This is a genomic window from Cognataquiflexum aquatile, from assembly GCF_003316845.1.
In the GTDB taxonomy this organism is placed as follows: domain Bacteria; phylum Bacteroidota; class Bacteroidia; order Cytophagales; family Cyclobacteriaceae; genus Cognataquiflexum; species Cognataquiflexum aquatile.
On the sequence record NZ_QMIK01000005.1, the window covers coordinates 12,660 to 29,358 of the forward strand.

Consider the following 16,699-nt stretch of genomic DNA (forward strand, 5'->3'; position numbering starts at 1 on the left):
TTTTTGTGGAAAACCCGGGGGCTGTGCTTCCGGGATTTTTTTTATCCAAAAAGATCAGAACTCAAGTACCGATCTCCCCTGTCACAGGTAATACAGACGATGACGCCTGAGTCCAATTCGGTTGAAAGTTGGATCGCAGCGTGCAAAGCTCCTCCACTGCTCATTCCGGCCAAAATCCCCTCTTCTTTTGCCATTCTTCTGGTCATCATGGTTGATGCATCCTGACTGACATCAATTACCCGATCTACACGGCTTGCATCAAAAATCTTTGGCAAAAACTCCGGAGTCCATCTCCTGATTCCGGGAATCTGCGAACCGTCGGTAGGTTGCGTACCTACAATCTGAATCGATGGATTTTTCTCTTTGAGGTATTTCGATACCCCCATGATAGTACCTGTGGTACCCATTGCCGAAACAAAATGGGTGACTTTTCCTTCAGTATCTTTCCATATCTCCGGACCGGTACTATAATAATGCGCCATATAATTGTCCGGATTTGAAAACTGGTCCAACATAAAATAACCTTCCTCCGCTGCCATTTTATCAGCCAATTCCCTCGAGTATTCTATGGTTCTTTCTGCAGGTGTCAAAATCACTTTTGCGCCGTAGGCTTCCATGGACAGGATTCTTTCTCTGGTGGAATTATCCGGCATAATCAAGGTCATTTTAAGGCCGAGAATATTGGCAACCATAGCCAAAGCAATGCCTGTATTGCCTGAAGTGGCTTCCACGAGTCTGTCACCTGGTTTGATATCTCCTCTTTCCAGCGCACATTTGATCATGTTGTAGGCAGCGCGGTCCTTGACGCTTCCTCCGGGGTTTTGCCCCTCCAGTTTACAAAAAATCTTTACCTTAGGATTGGTAGGGATTTTGACAGCCTCTACCAAAGGTGTATTTCCAATCAGGTCAATTAATTTCATCCTTCATTTTTTATGATATAGGTATCAGTCTGGTCCAGGTCAGGATTATACATTTTGGCCTGATAGTAAATCTTACTGTTTTGAGGGACACTTTTGGTAATCCAAACATTTCCCCCAATGGTAGAATTCCTTCCGATAACGGTATTTCCTCCCAAAATAGTCGCTCCTGCATAGATGACCACATCATCTTCGATGGTAGGATGTCTCTTTTTATCCGCGTCTTCTTTATCCACGCTCAAAGCGCCTAAAGTGACTCCCTGATAGATTTTGACACAATCACCGATGACGGTTGTTTCTCCAATTACGATGCCTGTACCATGGTCAATACAAAAGCGTTCACCGATTTTGGCTCCGGGATGGATATCCACTCCTGTTTTGCTATGGGAATATTCTGTAATCATCCTTGGGATCAGCGTCACTCCGTAAGAGTGCAACAGATGGGCAATCCTGTAAGCCGCTACAGCATAGAATCCGGGATAGCACCTGATGATCTCAGTAACAGACTTTGCCGCTGGATCTCCGTCATACAGTGCCTTCACATCCTGTATCAAAAGGTCATATACCCGCTCCAAATTATCAAAGAATCCATTGGCAATCTCTATGCCGTCTCCTTTGTACAAATGCTTGTTTCGTAACAAGACCTGGGAAAGCTTGTGTTTCAGTTCTTCGATTTTTTCAGCAACCTGATCCTCTTCTTTTAAAATTTCAGCTGCAAAATCAGGAAACAACAATCCCAATACACTTTCAAAAAAAGTATGGATCAATTTTGGAGAAGGGCATTGCGGACAATCCCGATGGGATTTACTGAGTTTTTTTATTAAGGAATTCATTTTTGGCTATTTGGTTGATTAAAGAAAAAACCCAACCCTAAGGACGTAAGGCTGGTTATAGGGAGACCTTAATGGGTCATAAAGGAAATTGTAGAGAAATGTGAAATTAGCACCGCCTCTGCCCCCAAAAGGGGTAAAATAACCACCGCCTAGAAAAAACCCGGGAACCCAATCTCTTTCAAACCTATCAAATCTGGGATTATAAAGATCAAGATTCAAACTTTCATATTCTGCATGGATAAAGAAACTCTGGAAAATATTATTTCTTAAAAATACCCGTCCTCCATAAATGGTGTTGTCTCCTTCCGGGAATCTTGAGTCATTGAAATATTGAAAAGTACCTCCAAGTCCTCCCGAAAGGGTATTGGTAAGCATCACTCCAGCCAATGGCGAAACATCTACAAAAGTAATGGTCCCAAAAGACAGGCCTAGGTTACCACCAAAATAAACCCTGTCTTTAAACGGTGCTTTTTCACCTTGCTGAATTTCTCTTTGGGCATGAAGGTTTCCTATTCCAAAGAAGAGAAAAAACAAAAACACAACAAAAATTGGTTTATTCTTCGACCACCACATATAAATCCTCACTTTCCCTTTTCATCAGATATCTTTCTCTGGCAAACTTTTCCAAAAGCTCATAATTGCTCATCAATTCCTCTCTGTCAGCAAGGATTTTTGCTTTCCTATCCTGATAGAATTCCTTTTGCTTTTCCAGCTCCCTGATTTTGGAACCAAGCTTAAACTGGGTGAAGATGTCATTTGAATCAATAAACACCATCCAGACTATAAAAAATAGGGTAAATAAGAAGTAGAAATTTTTGGTGTATTTGAGGTACTTTTTCATCGTATTCTCCTTGATAAAAACAAATATATACATTGGAGGCAAATAATTCCACAATTGCTCATTATTTGAGCGCACCTGTTTTTTCAAATATAGCTTCTTCCGACTATCCAGAAAGCCTACCACTTTATACCTTATTGTATCAAAATAAATTCCCGAATATTTATATTGTTGGACAAACAAAACAATCCTATGAAAAGAAATTTTATAAAGGTCTTTAGCGGGCTTTTGCCTGTTCTATTTGGACTCCATTTTTCAGCTGTTCAGGCACAGGAAGTAAAACCCACCACGGCCAAAGAAATGAAAGAAGCCGTTTCTGTGCATCAGGAAATGCTTTCTAATTCACCTTTTAGAAATTATCCTGCCCGAAATATCGGACCTACCAACATGAGTGGGAGGATTGTGGACATTGAGGTAAGCAATGACTTCAAAACCTATTATGTCGCCGCCGCATCCGGGGGAGTCTGGAAAACTACTGACAATGGCCAATCATTCAAACCTTTGTTTGACCATCAAGGTGCTTTGGGAATCGGGGATATGGACATTTCACCTTCCAACAACAATATCATTTGGGTGGGCACAGGAGAAAACAACTCAAGCAGGTCCACCTATGCAGGCTCGGGTGTTTACAAATCTAAAGATGGCGGGGTGACCTGGGAATTTATGGGATTGCCGCATTCCCAGCATATCGGCCAGATTCAAATCCACCCTACCAACCCTGACATCGTGTGGGTTGCTTCCATGGGGTCCCTGTATTCCAAAAATGAAGAACGGGGAATCTACAAAACCAAAGACGGAGGCAAAACCTGGAAAAAAACGCTTTCCATCAATGACAATACCGGAGTCATCGACTTGAAATTCCATCCTACCAATCCAGATGTCATGTTGGCGGCATCTTGGGAAAGATTCAGACAGGCACATGATTTTATTGGAAACGGTGAAGGTTCAGCCATCTGGCGATCAGAAGATGGAGGAGATTCATGGAAAAAATCTGTGACAGGCTTTCCCCAGGATGAATTTGTCGGGAGAATTGGTTTTGACTTTAGTCTGAGCAATCCTTCTGTAGTCTATGCCCTTCATGATTACCAAAAAATGCAGGAAAAGCCTGCAAGGCCAACACCGGCACAAACTTCGGAGGATTTGAAATTTGAAAATTTCAAGACAATGACCGCTTCTGATGTGGAAAATATTGAGAATGAGAAACTCGAAAAATTCCTAAGAAGCAACCGATTTGCTACCAAATACGATGCAAAGACTGTAAAGAGTTTGGTAAAGACAGGAAAGATTACTCCTCTACAAATCGCCAATTATAATGGTTCAGGACAAGACGCCAATGCTTCCCTTTTCAATTCGGCTGTCATCGGCGCTGAAGTTTACCGTTCGAATGACTCAGGAAAAACATGGAAAAAAGTGAGTGAATCCAATCTTGACAGGTTGTACAACTCATACGGATATTATTTTGGAGAAATCAGGGTAAGTACCAAAGATGAAAATGAAATGTTCATTTTGGGCGTACCGCTTTTGGTTTCAAGAGACGGAGGAAAAAATTTCGCAAGAACAGACACAGTCGGTGATGTCCATTCTGACCATCAGTCCATGTGGATCAATCCAAACGATGCCAAGCATATTCTTTTAGGAACTGACGGGGGCATCTACAGTTCCTTTGGAGGAGGAGAAAGATGGAACCACCTCAATGACCAATTGACGATCAGCCAGTTTTATTCGGTCATGGTCGATGAAAAGACACCTTACAATGTCTATGGCGGCATGCAGGACAATGGCGTTTGGTTCGGTGCCTCCACCAACAAACCCGAAGTGCCTTGGACTTCCCTCATGGGCGGTGACGGAATGGTGGTCGCCGTGGACACCAGATCCAATGATGTGGTCTACACAGGATTTCAGTTCGGAAATTACTTCAGGATCAATACCAAAACCGAAGAAAGAAAATTGGTTACACCGGGACATGACATTGGAAGGGATCCAAACCGATGGAACTGGAGAACGCCTGCGATTCTCAGTAGCCACAATCAGGATATTTTCTATATGGGTTCGCAGTATGTTTACAGAAGCTTGGACAGGGGTGATACATGGGAAACCATCTCTCCGGATTTGACCAAAAACCAGAAAAGCGGAAATGTGCCTTTCGCCACACTTTCGGTAATTGAGGAATCTCCCCTCGAATTCGGAACTCTTTATGCCGGTTCGGATGATGGAAATATATGGGTCACAAAAGACCACGGGGACAGTTGGATAGATATCAGTAAAGGCCTTCCACAAAACAGGTGGGTCAGCAGCATCACCCCTTCACAATTTGCCGAAGGAACGGTTTATGTCACTTTGAATGGCTACCGCTATGATGAATTTTCTGCATTTGTGTACAAAAGCTCGGATTATGGAAAGACATGGATTTCTGTCTCCGCCAATTTGCCGAAGGAAGCTGTCAATGTGATCAAGGAGGATCATACCAATCCAAATATCCTTTATTTGGGAACTGACCACGGATTATATGTATCTCTAAATGGAGGAAAAAACTATGAGCTGTTTCAGGGAAATGTCCCTAATGTGGCCATCTATGACTTGGTAATCCAAAAAAGAGAAAATGACCTGGTCATCGGGTCACATGGCAGAAGTGTATTCATTGTAGATTTGGATCCGCTTCAGAAAGTTGCGCTTAATCCAACAGCTGAGGCCAAATTGCTTCGTGCTTCAGAAATCAGGATCAACCAAAGAAGATCACCTTGGGCTGAGGAACCGACCACCAAACCGAGTCAGTCTATCCTATACTTTGTAAATCAGTCAGGCCAAACTGATTTTGAAGTAAAAAATGAAAAGGGAGAAAGTCTGAAATCCTGGAGTGTAACTTCTTCCAAAGGCGTGAACTCCACAGGTTGGGAATACGGAAATATCGGAAAGGGGAAATACACCATCCTCATCAAGAAAAATTCAGGCACCGATGAGTTGGTTTTTGAAATCAAATAATACCAAAGAGGTCCGGAATTTCGGACCTCTTTTTTTTAGAAGAACCTGAAACCAGCCGATAAAATGATTTGATTTTGGCGTTGATCAGTTTGAAATGCAGTAGAACTTTTTGACATTTTGCTTAGGGAACTTTCGTACTTGAGGTCAAAAATCAAATTGCCCAGATCCAAACCCAAACCAGCCTGATAGCCAAAAGTGGAAGTTTTATAATCCACTTCCACAGGTACATTCAGCGCATCTTCGATTTTATAATCGACCAAAATAGAAGCAATCGGTCCGGCCTGCACCCTTAGGAATTTTAAAAATTTCAATCCAAACATAACGGGAATATCCAGTCTGTTGAAACTGGCATTAAAATCGGTCTGTACGCCGTTATCATCCGTTTTTATTACAGAACCTCCCGTACTTGTAAAAAGAAGCTCCGGTTGCATAAAAATTGAGCTTCCTCCCATTCGGACAAAAAGCCCCAGATGATATCCAAAATCATTGTCTCCGGTTTGAAAATCCTCGCCGTTCACGTGAATGTTTGCAGTAGAAATGCCCGCTTTGGGGCCTATGGAAAAATCCTGTCCCTGAACGCTGAAGCTCAGGATGATGGCGGAAATTAGAAATAGGAAGTGTTTCATTTTCTTTAAGGGTTTAAGTTGTCATTTATTTAACGCGGTAAAAAGAGGATATTGCCAAAAAAATAGAGTTTTTGCTGATTTCTGGACGCAAATATGCCTTTCGGAATTTCAAAATCAAAAAATTGAAGCCTTCAAATTGATCTTTTGAGCCATAAAGCAAATTAAGAAGCCCTGTCCAAGACAAACTGATTTGCAATATTATAGAGCTCGGTGTAATCCATTGGTTTGGGTAATAACCTGTCAAAAGGAATCACCGCAATGCTTCTGAAATAATCAATGTCTCCTGCAGTGAATCCAATAATCGGAATTTGGCCGGTTTTGTCCCTTTGCTTGATTTCTGCAAGGAGTTCAATTCCATCCATCTCAGGCATCATGATATCAGTAATGACGATGTTAATACCCTCATCATTGATGAAGATATCAAGGGCTTCAAGACCATTTACAGCAGTAACCACGACGTTGTTTCTACGTTCGAATAATTTTTGGAGAATCAGCCTGTTTATGGCATCATCATCCACTACCAAGACTTTCATACTAATAATGGGAAGAAAATTGGATCTGTTTGGGGATTTTTAAAATTACATTAATTTTTATTTAAAAAGCAAAAAATATTATTCAAAAAAAAAGGGCCGAACCGGCCCTTTTTAAAATTCCAAGAAAACAACTTTCAATGACCTTTTTGGGCCTCGCCAAATACTCCCAACAAATCAAGCAACACAATCGCAATGACTATTGGGCAAACCCATTTGATAAAAAACATCCAAACTGTCCTAAAACCACCCTTGAAAATTGGTGCCCCTATGCTTATTTCATCAGCAAAAACAGAAAGTTTTTTAGCCCAACCAGTATACAAGCTCAACATCAAACAGATAAAAATTACTGCTACTGTTCCAAAAATAAAATCCATTATATCAAAGAAACCAACCTTGGTGTTTCCCAGAAACGAAAGGGTAATACTGTTGAAGGCATTTCCTTCAATTGAAGAAAGCGCCGAGGGGATAGAAAGTAACATTGCAGCAAGACCAATTATCCATGCAGCTTTTTTTCTGCTCCATTTTCTTTCATCTATCAAGTAGGCAACAGGTACTTCCAACATTGAAATGGTAGAGGTGAGTGCCGCAATCATCAACAAAAAGAAAAACAAACCACCAATAATATTTCCACCGGGCATCGCATCAAACACCATTGGTAATACCTCAAAAACCAAAGCAGGCCCTGACGTGGACGGATCTTTTCCAGGAAGCAAGGCAAACATGGCAGGAAATACCATCAAACCTCCTAATAGGGCAACCGTTGTGTCCATTCCTGCAATCCACCCTGAAGAGGCTATAATATTTCCGTTTTTGGGCAAATAAGAACCGAAGGTAATCATCAAACCCCATCCCACGGACATGGAAAAGAAAGCCTGTCCCAATGCCTGCAGAACTACTTTAGAGTTGATTTTAGAGAAATCAGGATTCAGATAATAATCGATACCTGCACCGGCACCTTCCAAGGTCACGCTTCTTCCGGCAATAAAAATTACTATAATCAATAACAATGGCATTAATATCGTGGATGCTTTCTCAATACCGCCTGATACTCCTCCTAATACAATACCTATTGTCATCAAAATAAAGACAAAAGTCAATGGGATCACATACATGGGAGTCTTTTGAAATTCTTTAAATTCAACAGGAACATTAAATATTTCTGTGAAAATATAACCCAAAGTCCACCCTGCAATCACTGAATAATAACTTAAAACAAAAAAACAAACCATAACGCAAAGCACCCCAGCCAATTGCCAGAATCTATTACCACCTGTTTCCCTGATTGCTCCGATCGGGTTTTTTCTTGAAACCCTTCCCAAGGAAATTTCATTGAATAACAACGGTAGACCGATTAACAGCACACATAAAATATATACAAAGACAAAAGCACCTCCTCCATTTTCGCTGGTCAGGTAGGGAAATCTCCAAATGTTGCCCAATCCTACCGCAGAACCGGCAGCAGCCATTATAAAGCCAAAACTTGAGCCGAATTGACCCCTTGCCGGATCATCTGTTTTAATCGCCATAGTTTATCAATTAATTGTGTTTAGATGAATTTTTTAAGGTTAAGAATCGGCTAATTTAAGTTGTTTTGCCAAAATACCAATTCCAGCCAAAAAAGATTTGGGGGAATACCCAAGTTCCTTCTTTGCCTTGTCAATAATGAATCCTGTCCTAGGTGGGCGCTTGGCAGGCTGTGTAAAAAGTGTCGAATCTGACATCGTAATCAGGTTTTTGTCAAGTCTGAAATATTCTGCAGATTGGATAGCCATGTCATAAGGTGTCAAAAAATCAGCCCCGGAAATATTGAAAATCCCCGTTGCTCCTTTTTTCATGATTAAAATACAACCTTCCGCAAGGTCTTCGGCCAAGGTCGGCGTCCTCCATTGGTCATTGACGACCTTAATGGTTTTGCCTTCTTCCAGGGATTTTTTTACCCAAAGAATGATATTTGACCGGCTCATATCCTGTGCGATACCATATACCAAAACCGTCCTAACGATAGCCCATCGGATCTTAGAAGCAAACAAAAGATTTTCCGCCTCCATTTTGGTCACACCATAATAATTGACCGGGTTTGGTAGGGCTTCTTCGGTATAAGGCCCATCTTCCCCATCAAAAATAAAGTCAGTAGAAAGATGGATCAGGTGGGTATCATATTTCTCACAGGCCTCTATCAGGTACCTGACCGCCTCCACATTCAAAATCCTACATCCTTCCCTGTCTTTTTCACAGTCATCGACCTGAGTCATAGCCGCTGTATGGATCACACTGTCAGGTTTTGTGACTGAAAAAACAGCCATTACCTGATCTCTGTCTGTGATATCAAGCTCCATCCACGAGTAACTTCCTTCCCAGCTTTCCGGCAATCTTGATGCGCCTTTTCCTGTTCCGATAAGCTCCACGTTCTCATCATTTCTCAAAAACCCAATCAGCTTCTGACCAAGCAAGCCATTGGCACCGGTTACCAATACTGTTTTTTTCAATCCTGATTCAATAGACATAGCCGAACTCTTTGGTGATTTTAGATTTTGAAATCAACTCAACTGTGACAATCATAAAAATGGGCTCAAGTGGTTTGCTCCTCTCTCCTGTTGGTACCTTTGCAATTTTCTCCATAACATCAAGTCCCTTGATCACTTCTCCAAAGACGGTGTATTCTCCATCCAAATGGGGTGCACCTCCGATAGTGGTGTAGGTTTGAATCTGTTCAGGCGTCATCGGAATTTCTAAATCCAAATTGTAAAAAGCTTCCAGATTGGCCTTTTCGGAAAGCATCCGTTGGGTCAGACTGTCAAACTGTTGAGATTGATAAAGTCTGGCATACTCTTCTTTCAAAGCGACATTGCTTCCCAATTGGATGTATTTGAAATAGGTCTCTGACAAAAGCTCCATGTCTGTCACCAATTCATCAGGGGCGTAGGTTTTGCCTTGAATAATATAAAACTGCGAACCGCTAGATCTCTTTTCAGGATTGACATTATCCCCCATCCTTGCAGCAGCGATCATTCCTTTCTTATGGATCAATCCGGGTACAATCTCCGCTTCCACGGTTGGCCAAGTATCGGGAGGAAGCTTTTCTTTGGTGAAAACATCCCCACCCTGAATCATAAAATCTTTGATAATTCTGTGGAATTCGGTCGAATCGAATCTTCCTGCTTCCGCCAGGTCAATAAAATTCTGCTTATGTTTTGGGGTTTGATCAAACAAAACCGCATACATATCTCCATGCTTTGTCTGGATTTTGATGACATAATCCTTCTCGACCGAACAGGCGAAAAGCAATGCAGTCAATAGTACAAAAGGGATAAAACTCAGTCTTTTCATTTTTTCAGATCTGATTTGATTTCTTTTAAAATGTCATCGCCCCCGCTTCCCAACACAAGTTTGGCCAATTCTTTTCCCAACTCTTCAGCCTGAGATGCTGGTCCTGATACATGGTGAATAATCCTTTTGGCACCATCCAGGGAAACAATTCCACCCTTGAGAAGGAGTTTGTCAGCCTGATTTTCTGCCAAAGCAAAAACAGGAATACTGCAGCCTCCCTCCAATACCCGGAGATATGCCCTTTCTGCAAGCAACCTATATCCGGTCTCTTCATGGTGACAGGCTTCAACAATTTTGGATTTCAGTGTTGGATCAAGATTCACAGAAGATTCTATAGCAACAGAACCCTGACCGACGGCCGGGGTAAATTCCTCCAATGAAAGTTCGTGGCGGATCATCTCGTCGTATCCCATCCTGTGCGCTCCTGCATAGGCAAGTAATAAAGCATCACACAGTCCGGCTTCCATTTTGGCAATTCTGGTCTGTAGATTTCCCCTGACTTCCACGGTTTTTATATGAGGATAAAAATGCTTCAGCGTAGCTACTCTCCTTGTGGAGGATGTTCCCAAAAGTAGGGGTTTTTCAGGGTTGGAATAGTCAATATCTATCTGATGGCTTAGGATGATGTCATTTTCTTTTTCCCTTTCGGTAAAAGCGATGATTTCAAATCCCTCCGGCAGTTTGGACTGCATGTCTTTGGCACTGTGGACGGCAATATCAATGGCACCGGTGGAAAGTTGCTCTTCCAACTCCTCGGTAAAAACTCCTTTGCTGCCGATTTTGGCAATGGACACATCCAGTATTTTGTCACCTTTGGTATCAATAAGGACGATCTCAGTTTCCAGACCTTTTGCATGGAGAAGGTCAGCGATATGATACGCCTGCCAAAGGGCCAATTTGCTTCCCCTAGTGCCTATCCTGATCGGTTTGCTCATTCTTGCTTTTCTTTTTGTTTATTTTCTTCTCCACTGCTTCTTCTATGAATTTGACAATCTCCCCGGCTATATTCACACCTGTCGCCTCCTCTATTCCTTCCAAACCCGGCGAACTGTTGACTTCCAATATCAGCGGACCTCTGTCAGACTGCAACATATCCACTCCTGCGATATCCAAGCCCAACGCTTTGGCTGCACTCAGTGCAGCAGCTTTCTCTTCTTTGGACAATTTGATCACTGTTGCAATTCCTCCTCTGTGGAGATTGGACCGGAATTCTCCTTCTGCACCCTGTCTCTTCATGGCACCGACGACTTTACCGTTGACGACAAATGCCCGGATATCAGCTCCTTTTGCTTCTTTGATAAATTCCTGCACGATGATCCTGGCTTTCAGTCCATGGAAAGCCTCAATGACAGATTGTCCGGCCTTTTTTGTTTCGGCCAAAACCACACCGAGTCCCTGGGTTCCTTCCAATAGCTTGATGATGAGCGGTGCTCCGCCGACCCTTTCGATCAGGGCTTTTTCACCGCCTTTGGAAAAATTGGTAAAAGCCGTCTTGGGCATCCCCAGACCTGCCTTGGACAGAATCTGAAGGCTTCTGAGCTTGTCCCTGCTCCTTACAATCGCCTGGGAGTCTACCGCAGAAAATACGCCCATCAACTCAAACTGACGGACTACGGCTGTTCCATAAAAGGTAACCGAAGCTCCGATTCTTGGGATAATTGCATCGACACCTTCCAATTTTTCACCTTTATAGATGATGTATGGTCCCTCCTGCTCAATGATCAGATCGCAAAGGGAATGGTCCACGACCAAAGCCTCATGCCCCGCAGCCCGGATGGCTTCTATCAACCTTTTGGTAGAAAAAAGGTGTGGATTTCTGGAAAGTATTGCAATCTTCATTTTTGTGATTTCTTTGACAGGTTTACAGAATCTACGTCCACTAAAAATCTCCCTCTTAACAATTTCCTTCCGATAAGTATCGGAATCTTCATTTTTGACCTGTCTGTGAGGGTAAATTCGGCATCAAATTCCTCCCCAAACATAACGACTTTTGTATTCACTTTGTACCTGACTTCCGCCTGACCAAAGGAATTCTTTACCACCTTTTCGGTAAAATCTTCAGTCCGAATCACTTTGCTTTTATATTTTTTGTGCTTTGGAGAAAGTACTTTAAAATATAGCACCGGCACTGAATTTTCAATTTTCTCTTCGGCAAATTCACAATGGATAGCAGAAGTGTAGGCACCAGTGTCAGTTTTGGCGGTGACATTTTTCAACCCCCATTTTGGCAGGTGAATCTTTTCCCTTCTTCCGATTGTCTTTTTCATGGCTAAGCTGTTTGCATCGGCCTCATGATTCGTGCCAGGCGGAAGGACAGATCGGCAAAAAGTATCCGGATATTGGCATTTCTTTCAATATGGTAATGTGCCTCATTCATCGCCTGATAAATGGCCGTAAGTTTTTCTTCATCTAGGACATGGACGCCGAGATTATGGATAAATTCTCGGTCAGATTCTATGCTACGCATCAATTCTGCCAATTGGGACTTGTCCAGCATCACCTCCCGGATCACATTGATCCCGCTCAAAAGCAGGGATTTTTGTGCTTCTTTATCTTTGGAACTGAATTTTTCTACAAATTCCAACATGTCATTGACATGGACGGAATAACATGCCCGGAACCAGTCCCTGACCAGTCTCGTGAATTCATCCTCTACCTGATTGACCATGTTTTCGGCCTCTCTCATGTTGCCGTCAGCCAATGGGGCTATCTGCATGGCAGTATCCCGGGTTATATGAAACTTCTGAATCAAATGCTGCATCACTTCTTCATCCGAAAATGCCCTGATCATGATCTTTTGGGTTCGGGAAAGAATGGTCGTCAACAATTGTTCAGGATGGGAAGTCACGAGAATAAAAAGTGTTTTGGCTGGCGGTTCCTCCAATATTTTCAAAAGGGAATTTGCAGATTGGGCATTCAGATATTCCGGAGACCAGATCAGCATGATCTTGTATCCGCCTTCAAATGACTTGAGCGAAAGTGTTTTGATGATCTGCTTTGCAGCTGCTTTGGAAATGTTGAGCTGCTTTTTCTCAAAGTTATTCTTGTAAATCCAGTCAGAAACATTCCCAAAAGGAGTCTCTATGGCGAAGTTTCTGAATGAGGATGGGAAGTCGGTCTTTTTTCCTTTATTCTCCTCATCCTCGTCTTCTCTACTTTCCCCCACCAATGGAAACACGAAGTTCATATCCGGATGGACAAGCCTTGACATTTTTTGGCAGGAAGGGCAAGTTCCGCAGGCATCTAACTCCCCCGGTTGCTGGCAATGAAGGTAGGTCGCCAATGCCAATCCCATCTGTAGGTTGGCAGAACCCTCCGGCCCATGAAACAAAAGTGCATGGGCGATGTGGTTGTTTTTGACTGCTTGGATAATCTTATCCTTTACTTCCTCCAATCCGGGAATAGATGAAAACAGCATAATTTATCAGACTTCTTTGTCCCAAATACGGTAATGTCTTGTCAATTCGAAAACCTTTTGGATAATTTCTTTTTCGGTTTGGCTGTATTCCATTCCTCTTCTTTTCATTACCGCGATGGCCGTTTCTTCAAATTTTCTCACCTGAAAAGTGCTGAACCCTGAAGCACCGCCCCAAGAAAAAGAGGGAATAAAATTTCTCGGAAAACCGTCACCAAAAACATTGGCCCCAACGCCGACAACCGTCCCGGTGTTAAACATCGTGTTGATGCCTGCCTTGGCATGGTCTCCCATCATCAGTCCACAAAACTGCAAGCCTGTATTGGTAAATCCGCCTTTGGTATAATCCCAGATTTTGACTTCTGCGTAGTTGTTTTTAAGGTTGGAAGTGTTGGTATCGGCACCGAGGTTACACCATTCGCCGATCACGGCATTGCCGAGAAATCCCTCATGCCCTTTGTTGCTGTAGCCAAAAAGAACCGCATTGGAGATTTCTCCCCCAACTTTTGAAAAAGGCCCCACAGTCGTATCTCCTCGCATTTTGGCTCCCATATTCACTGTGGAGGCTTCGCAAAGCGCAAATGGACCTCTGATCAGTGAACCTTCCTGCACTTCGGCGTTTTTCCCGATGTAGATCGGCCCGCCTTCGGCATTGAGTACAGCGGCTTTGATTTTTGCTCCCGGTTCAATAAAAACCTGTGACGCATTATATACTATGGTATGTGGATCTTCCAAAGGTTCCGACCGTCTGCCGGCAGTGATCAGCTCGTAATCTTTTCTGATCTCAGCAGCATTGACCTGAAAAATATGCCATGATTTTTGGATGGTTGTGACGGATCCTTCATAATGGATTTTGGTCAAAGCCTTAGCCTGATCTGGATGAAAAGAACCCGGATTTTCTGAAAATGCCGCAACCAAAAGGTTATTGGACCAAAGTGACTCGGTGCTTTTCAGTTGGTGGATGGCTGACCAAAGCATCTGATCCGGGCAAACTGCGCCGTTGACCATCAAAGCAGCACCTTCTTTTTTGGGAAACTTTACAGAAAGGTAATCCTGTGTCAAAAACCCAGGTTTGTAGCCTGAGTATTTTTCCCATTTCTCCGAAATCTTCAAAATCCCCACCCGGATATCCCCGATAGGCCTGGTAAAAGTAAATGGCAACAAAGAACCCCGGATGGCAGGGTCATCGAATAGAATCAGATTGTCCATGGTACAAAAATAAAAAAGTCTCCCGGAAAACCGATTCCGGGAGACCTTTACCTGCGAGCAGGCTGGTAAAATTATTTCTTGGCGTATCTCTTGTTGAACTTGTCAACACGACCTGCTGTATCCAACATCATCTTTTTACCTGTGTAAAAAGGGTGTGAGTTAGAGCTTACTTCGACTTTATATACCGGATAAGTGTTACCATCTTCCCAAACGATTGTCTCAGAAGTCTGGATGGTGGATTTGGTGATGAACTTATATTCGCTTGAAGTATCGTAAAATACGACATCTCTGTAATTAGGATGAATGTCTTTTTTCATTGTATTGCTATTTATCTTTTTATCGCTTTTCCGAAATGAGGCACAAAGTTATTTCTTTTTTGAAATGTATCCAAATCTTGTTTGGTAATAATTTGACGGGTGAAGGAATTAAGTATCTCGCAAAGGCGCAAGGGGGCAAAGGGTTTACTATTGGTCGGAGTAAACAAAAATGAATCCGGGTTTAGATAAGTTGGAATATTTTTTCAGAGATTCTGAACGAAAATTTAATGTAAAAAGCAAAGCCAAAAGAAAATTTGAATATTTGGTCTTGATTTCATATCCTTTCCCGAAGTTTAAATTTCATAATTATTGGATATTCTAAATCTGGATTATTAATTAGGATTTTGTAAAGATCAGGATCTAATTTTGTTAAATGATTAAATGTATTCTCATTTTTGATTTGATCAGAAAAAGCAGCTATCGCATCAATATTAGTAGCCACATAATAAAAGCCATTGGAAACATTGTATGAAGGCAAGTTATACGGTCCAGCAAAAAATAAGAGATTAAAAATATCATTTTTGGTTTTTGGCCAATGTTTCATTGATAAATGCCCGAAAGACTGACCCCCTGATAAAATTACACCTAAAGTAAACCCAACGTAGGTACCTTCAAAGAAACTGTAATAAAACATCAATTCCTTACCCTCTCTACCAACTTCAAATTTTGTTAGTATTGCTTCGGGATTTTCCATGTTATTGAATTTGAATCCAGTATGATCAAATCTTAAATCTTCGGACCTCTTATCAAGAAAATTGATTTCATAAGCGGGAAAATCTTCAATTCCATTTTCATCTATTTTGTAAATGATTGATGAAAGAGGGTAGGTGTAATAATTTCCTGAAATAAAACCGCTATAATCCGATGGCACATATCCTTTAACTAAAGGATGTTCCATTTTAAATTTGAGGAATTTTCCGTTATAGTCATGTAATTTAATATTGAATAGGCCTTCATTCTCGTCTAGAAAAGAGTAAAGAGCTAAGTTCTCTGATTCTAATAAACCAATCTGATTATACCATCCATCAATTTTACTTTTTCTAACAAAAGATAAGTCACTTTTAAATTCTAAAATTGAATGACTTCCTCTACAAAAAATTAACACTGATTTTCTTAAAGGATTAACAACAAAGTCTAGAGCTTCCACATATTCTTCTGGCCCTTGTCCTTTATTGCCAACCTGACCAATAAAATTCCCATTTAAGTCATATGCAACAAGGATCTGCTTATTTCGATCAAGAATAAATAACTTTCCGTCCAATTCTTGAATTTTGTGAGCAGCAGTAAGTATAAATGATTCTGACGGTTTCAAAACAATATACTCTACTTCCGTCATCAATTGACGAGGCGAAATAAGAGAATCTAAAAGATTTGGTTTCGTTAAATCAATTAAAACTTGAGCTTGCTTTATTTCTTGGTGCTTTTCTTTTTTGTTACAGCCTAGAAATAGTGAGTTAAAGGCAATCACTATCATAAAAATTAATATCTTTTTCATACTTATTTCAATTTCTCGATAAAAAGTCTGTTTTATTTTAATGAAACAGACTTTACTTTAAAGCTAAAGATACTCTACGGTTATTTAAATTCAAACTATATTTATAGCTATTTTTCAGTAGAATGTATTGGACCGAGAATTACACCACTCCCATTTCAAAAAAAAGTAAAACAAAACATTTGATAAACCGAGAATAATTTTTTTAACTTC

The 16,699-nt window shown here is 41.4% G+C and carries 17 protein-coding genes; 1 reads left to right on the plus strand and 16 read right to left on the minus strand.

Annotated elements, in window-relative coordinates; translation table 11 throughout:
* Nucleotides 1-41 precede the first annotated feature (41 nt).
* Genes cysM through DQW11_RS15230 form a run of 4 tightly spaced genes read right to left on the minus strand, consistent with a single transcriptional unit; the run spans nucleotide 42 to nucleotide 2,591 of the window.
* Nucleotides 42-920: a cysteine synthase CysM gene (gene cysM, locus DQW11_RS15215; protein ID WP_113924964.1), complete on the minus strand. Its 879-nt coding sequence runs from the start codon at nucleotides 918-920 to the stop codon at nucleotides 42-44.
* Complete coding sequence (gene epsC / locus DQW11_RS15220) at nucleotides 917-1,750, minus strand: serine O-acetyltransferase EpsC (protein ID WP_113924965.1); 834 nt, start codon at nucleotides 1,748-1,750, stop codon at nucleotides 917-919. Before epsC ends, cysM begins: the two co-directional genes overlap by 4 nt.
* 18 nt (nucleotides 1,751-1,768) lie before the next feature.
* Nucleotides 1,769-2,323: a hypothetical protein gene (locus tag DQW11_RS15225; RefSeq protein ID WP_113924966.1), complete on the minus strand. Its 555-nt coding sequence runs from the start codon at nucleotides 2,321-2,323 to the stop codon at nucleotides 1,769-1,771.
* Nucleotides 2,304-2,591 (minus strand): FtsB family cell division protein, encoded by a 288-nt coding sequence (locus tag DQW11_RS15230; RefSeq protein ID WP_113925280.1) that lies wholly within the window; start codon nucleotides 2,589-2,591, stop codon nucleotides 2,304-2,306. Before DQW11_RS15230 ends, DQW11_RS15225 begins: the two co-directional genes overlap by 20 nt.
* 189 nt (nucleotides 2,592-2,780) lie before the next feature.
* On the opposite strand from DQW11_RS15230, the gene DQW11_RS15240 reads away from it, so the two are divergent.
* Complete coding sequence (locus DQW11_RS15240; protein WP_113924968.1) at nucleotides 2,781-5,567, plus strand: WD40/YVTN/BNR-like repeat-containing protein; 2,787 nt, start codon at nucleotides 2,781-2,783, stop codon at nucleotides 5,565-5,567.
* A gap of 35 nt (nucleotides 5,568-5,602) precedes the next feature.
* On the opposite strand, the gene DQW11_RS15245 is transcribed toward DQW11_RS15240, so the two are convergent.
* From DQW11_RS15245 to DQW11_RS15300, 12 genes are all read right to left on the minus strand, one after another.
* Nucleotides 5,603-6,193 (minus strand): outer membrane beta-barrel protein, encoded by a 591-nt coding sequence (locus DQW11_RS15245; RefSeq protein WP_113924969.1) that lies wholly within the window; start codon nucleotides 6,191-6,193, stop codon nucleotides 5,603-5,605.
* A 161-nt stretch (nucleotides 6,194-6,354) separates the two neighbouring features.
* Nucleotides 6,355-6,726, minus strand: a complete 372-nt coding sequence (locus tag DQW11_RS15250; RefSeq protein WP_113924970.1) for a response regulator — start codon at nucleotides 6,724-6,726, stop codon at nucleotides 6,355-6,357.
* Between the two features lie 134 nt (nucleotides 6,727-6,860).
* Nucleotides 6,861-8,252 carry a sodium-dependent transporter gene (locus tag DQW11_RS15255; RefSeq protein WP_113924971.1) on the minus strand — a complete coding sequence of 464 codons (1,392 nt, stop codon included), beginning with the start codon at nucleotides 8,250-8,252 and terminating at the stop codon, nucleotides 6,861-6,863.
* Between the two features lie 39 nt (nucleotides 8,253-8,291).
* Entirely contained in the window at nucleotides 8,292-9,230 is a 939-nt protein-coding gene (locus DQW11_RS15260; protein WP_113924972.1) for an SDR family oxidoreductase, read from the minus strand.
* Nucleotides 9,220-10,053, minus strand: coding sequence for a peptidylprolyl isomerase (locus DQW11_RS15265; RefSeq protein WP_113924973.1), 834 nt, complete (start codon nucleotides 10,051-10,053; stop codon nucleotides 9,220-9,222). Before DQW11_RS15265 ends, DQW11_RS15260 begins: the two co-directional genes overlap by 11 nt.
* Complete coding sequence (hemC, locus tag DQW11_RS15270) at nucleotides 10,050-10,988, minus strand: hydroxymethylbilane synthase (RefSeq protein ID WP_113924974.1); 939 nt, start codon at nucleotides 10,986-10,988, stop codon at nucleotides 10,050-10,052. The genes DQW11_RS15265 and hemC overlap by 4 nt, the downstream gene beginning before the upstream one ends.
* On the minus strand, nucleotides 10,960-11,892 hold the full coding sequence (gene rimK / locus DQW11_RS15275) for a 30S ribosomal protein S6--L-glutamate ligase (protein ID WP_113924975.1): 933 nt from the start codon (nucleotides 11,890-11,892) through the stop codon (nucleotides 10,960-10,962). Before rimK ends, hemC begins: the two co-directional genes overlap by 29 nt.
* Nucleotides 11,889-12,320 (minus strand): ATP-dependent zinc protease family protein, encoded by a 432-nt coding sequence (locus tag DQW11_RS15280; RefSeq protein ID WP_113924976.1) that lies wholly within the window; start codon nucleotides 12,318-12,320, stop codon nucleotides 11,889-11,891. The genes rimK and DQW11_RS15280 overlap by 4 nt, the downstream gene beginning before the upstream one ends.
* Nucleotides 12,321-12,322: 2 nt before the next feature.
* Complete coding sequence (locus DQW11_RS15285) at nucleotides 12,323-13,471, minus strand: DNA polymerase III subunit (protein WP_113924977.1); 1,149 nt, start codon at nucleotides 13,469-13,471, stop codon at nucleotides 12,323-12,325.
* A 6-nt stretch (nucleotides 13,472-13,477) separates the two neighbouring features.
* Nucleotides 13,478-14,677, minus strand: coding sequence for a GlmU family protein (locus DQW11_RS15290; protein WP_113924978.1), 1,200 nt, complete (start codon nucleotides 14,675-14,677; stop codon nucleotides 13,478-13,480).
* A gap of 71 nt (nucleotides 14,678-14,748) precedes the next feature.
* Nucleotides 14,749-14,994, minus strand: coding sequence for a type B 50S ribosomal protein L31 (locus DQW11_RS15295; RefSeq protein ID WP_113924979.1), 246 nt, complete (start codon nucleotides 14,992-14,994; stop codon nucleotides 14,749-14,751).
* Between the two features lie 274 nt (nucleotides 14,995-15,268).
* Nucleotides 15,269-16,489, minus strand: a complete 1,221-nt coding sequence (locus tag DQW11_RS15300; RefSeq protein WP_113924980.1) for a 6-bladed beta-propeller — start codon at nucleotides 16,487-16,489, stop codon at nucleotides 15,269-15,271.
* Nucleotides 16,490-16,699 lie beyond the last annotated feature (210 nt).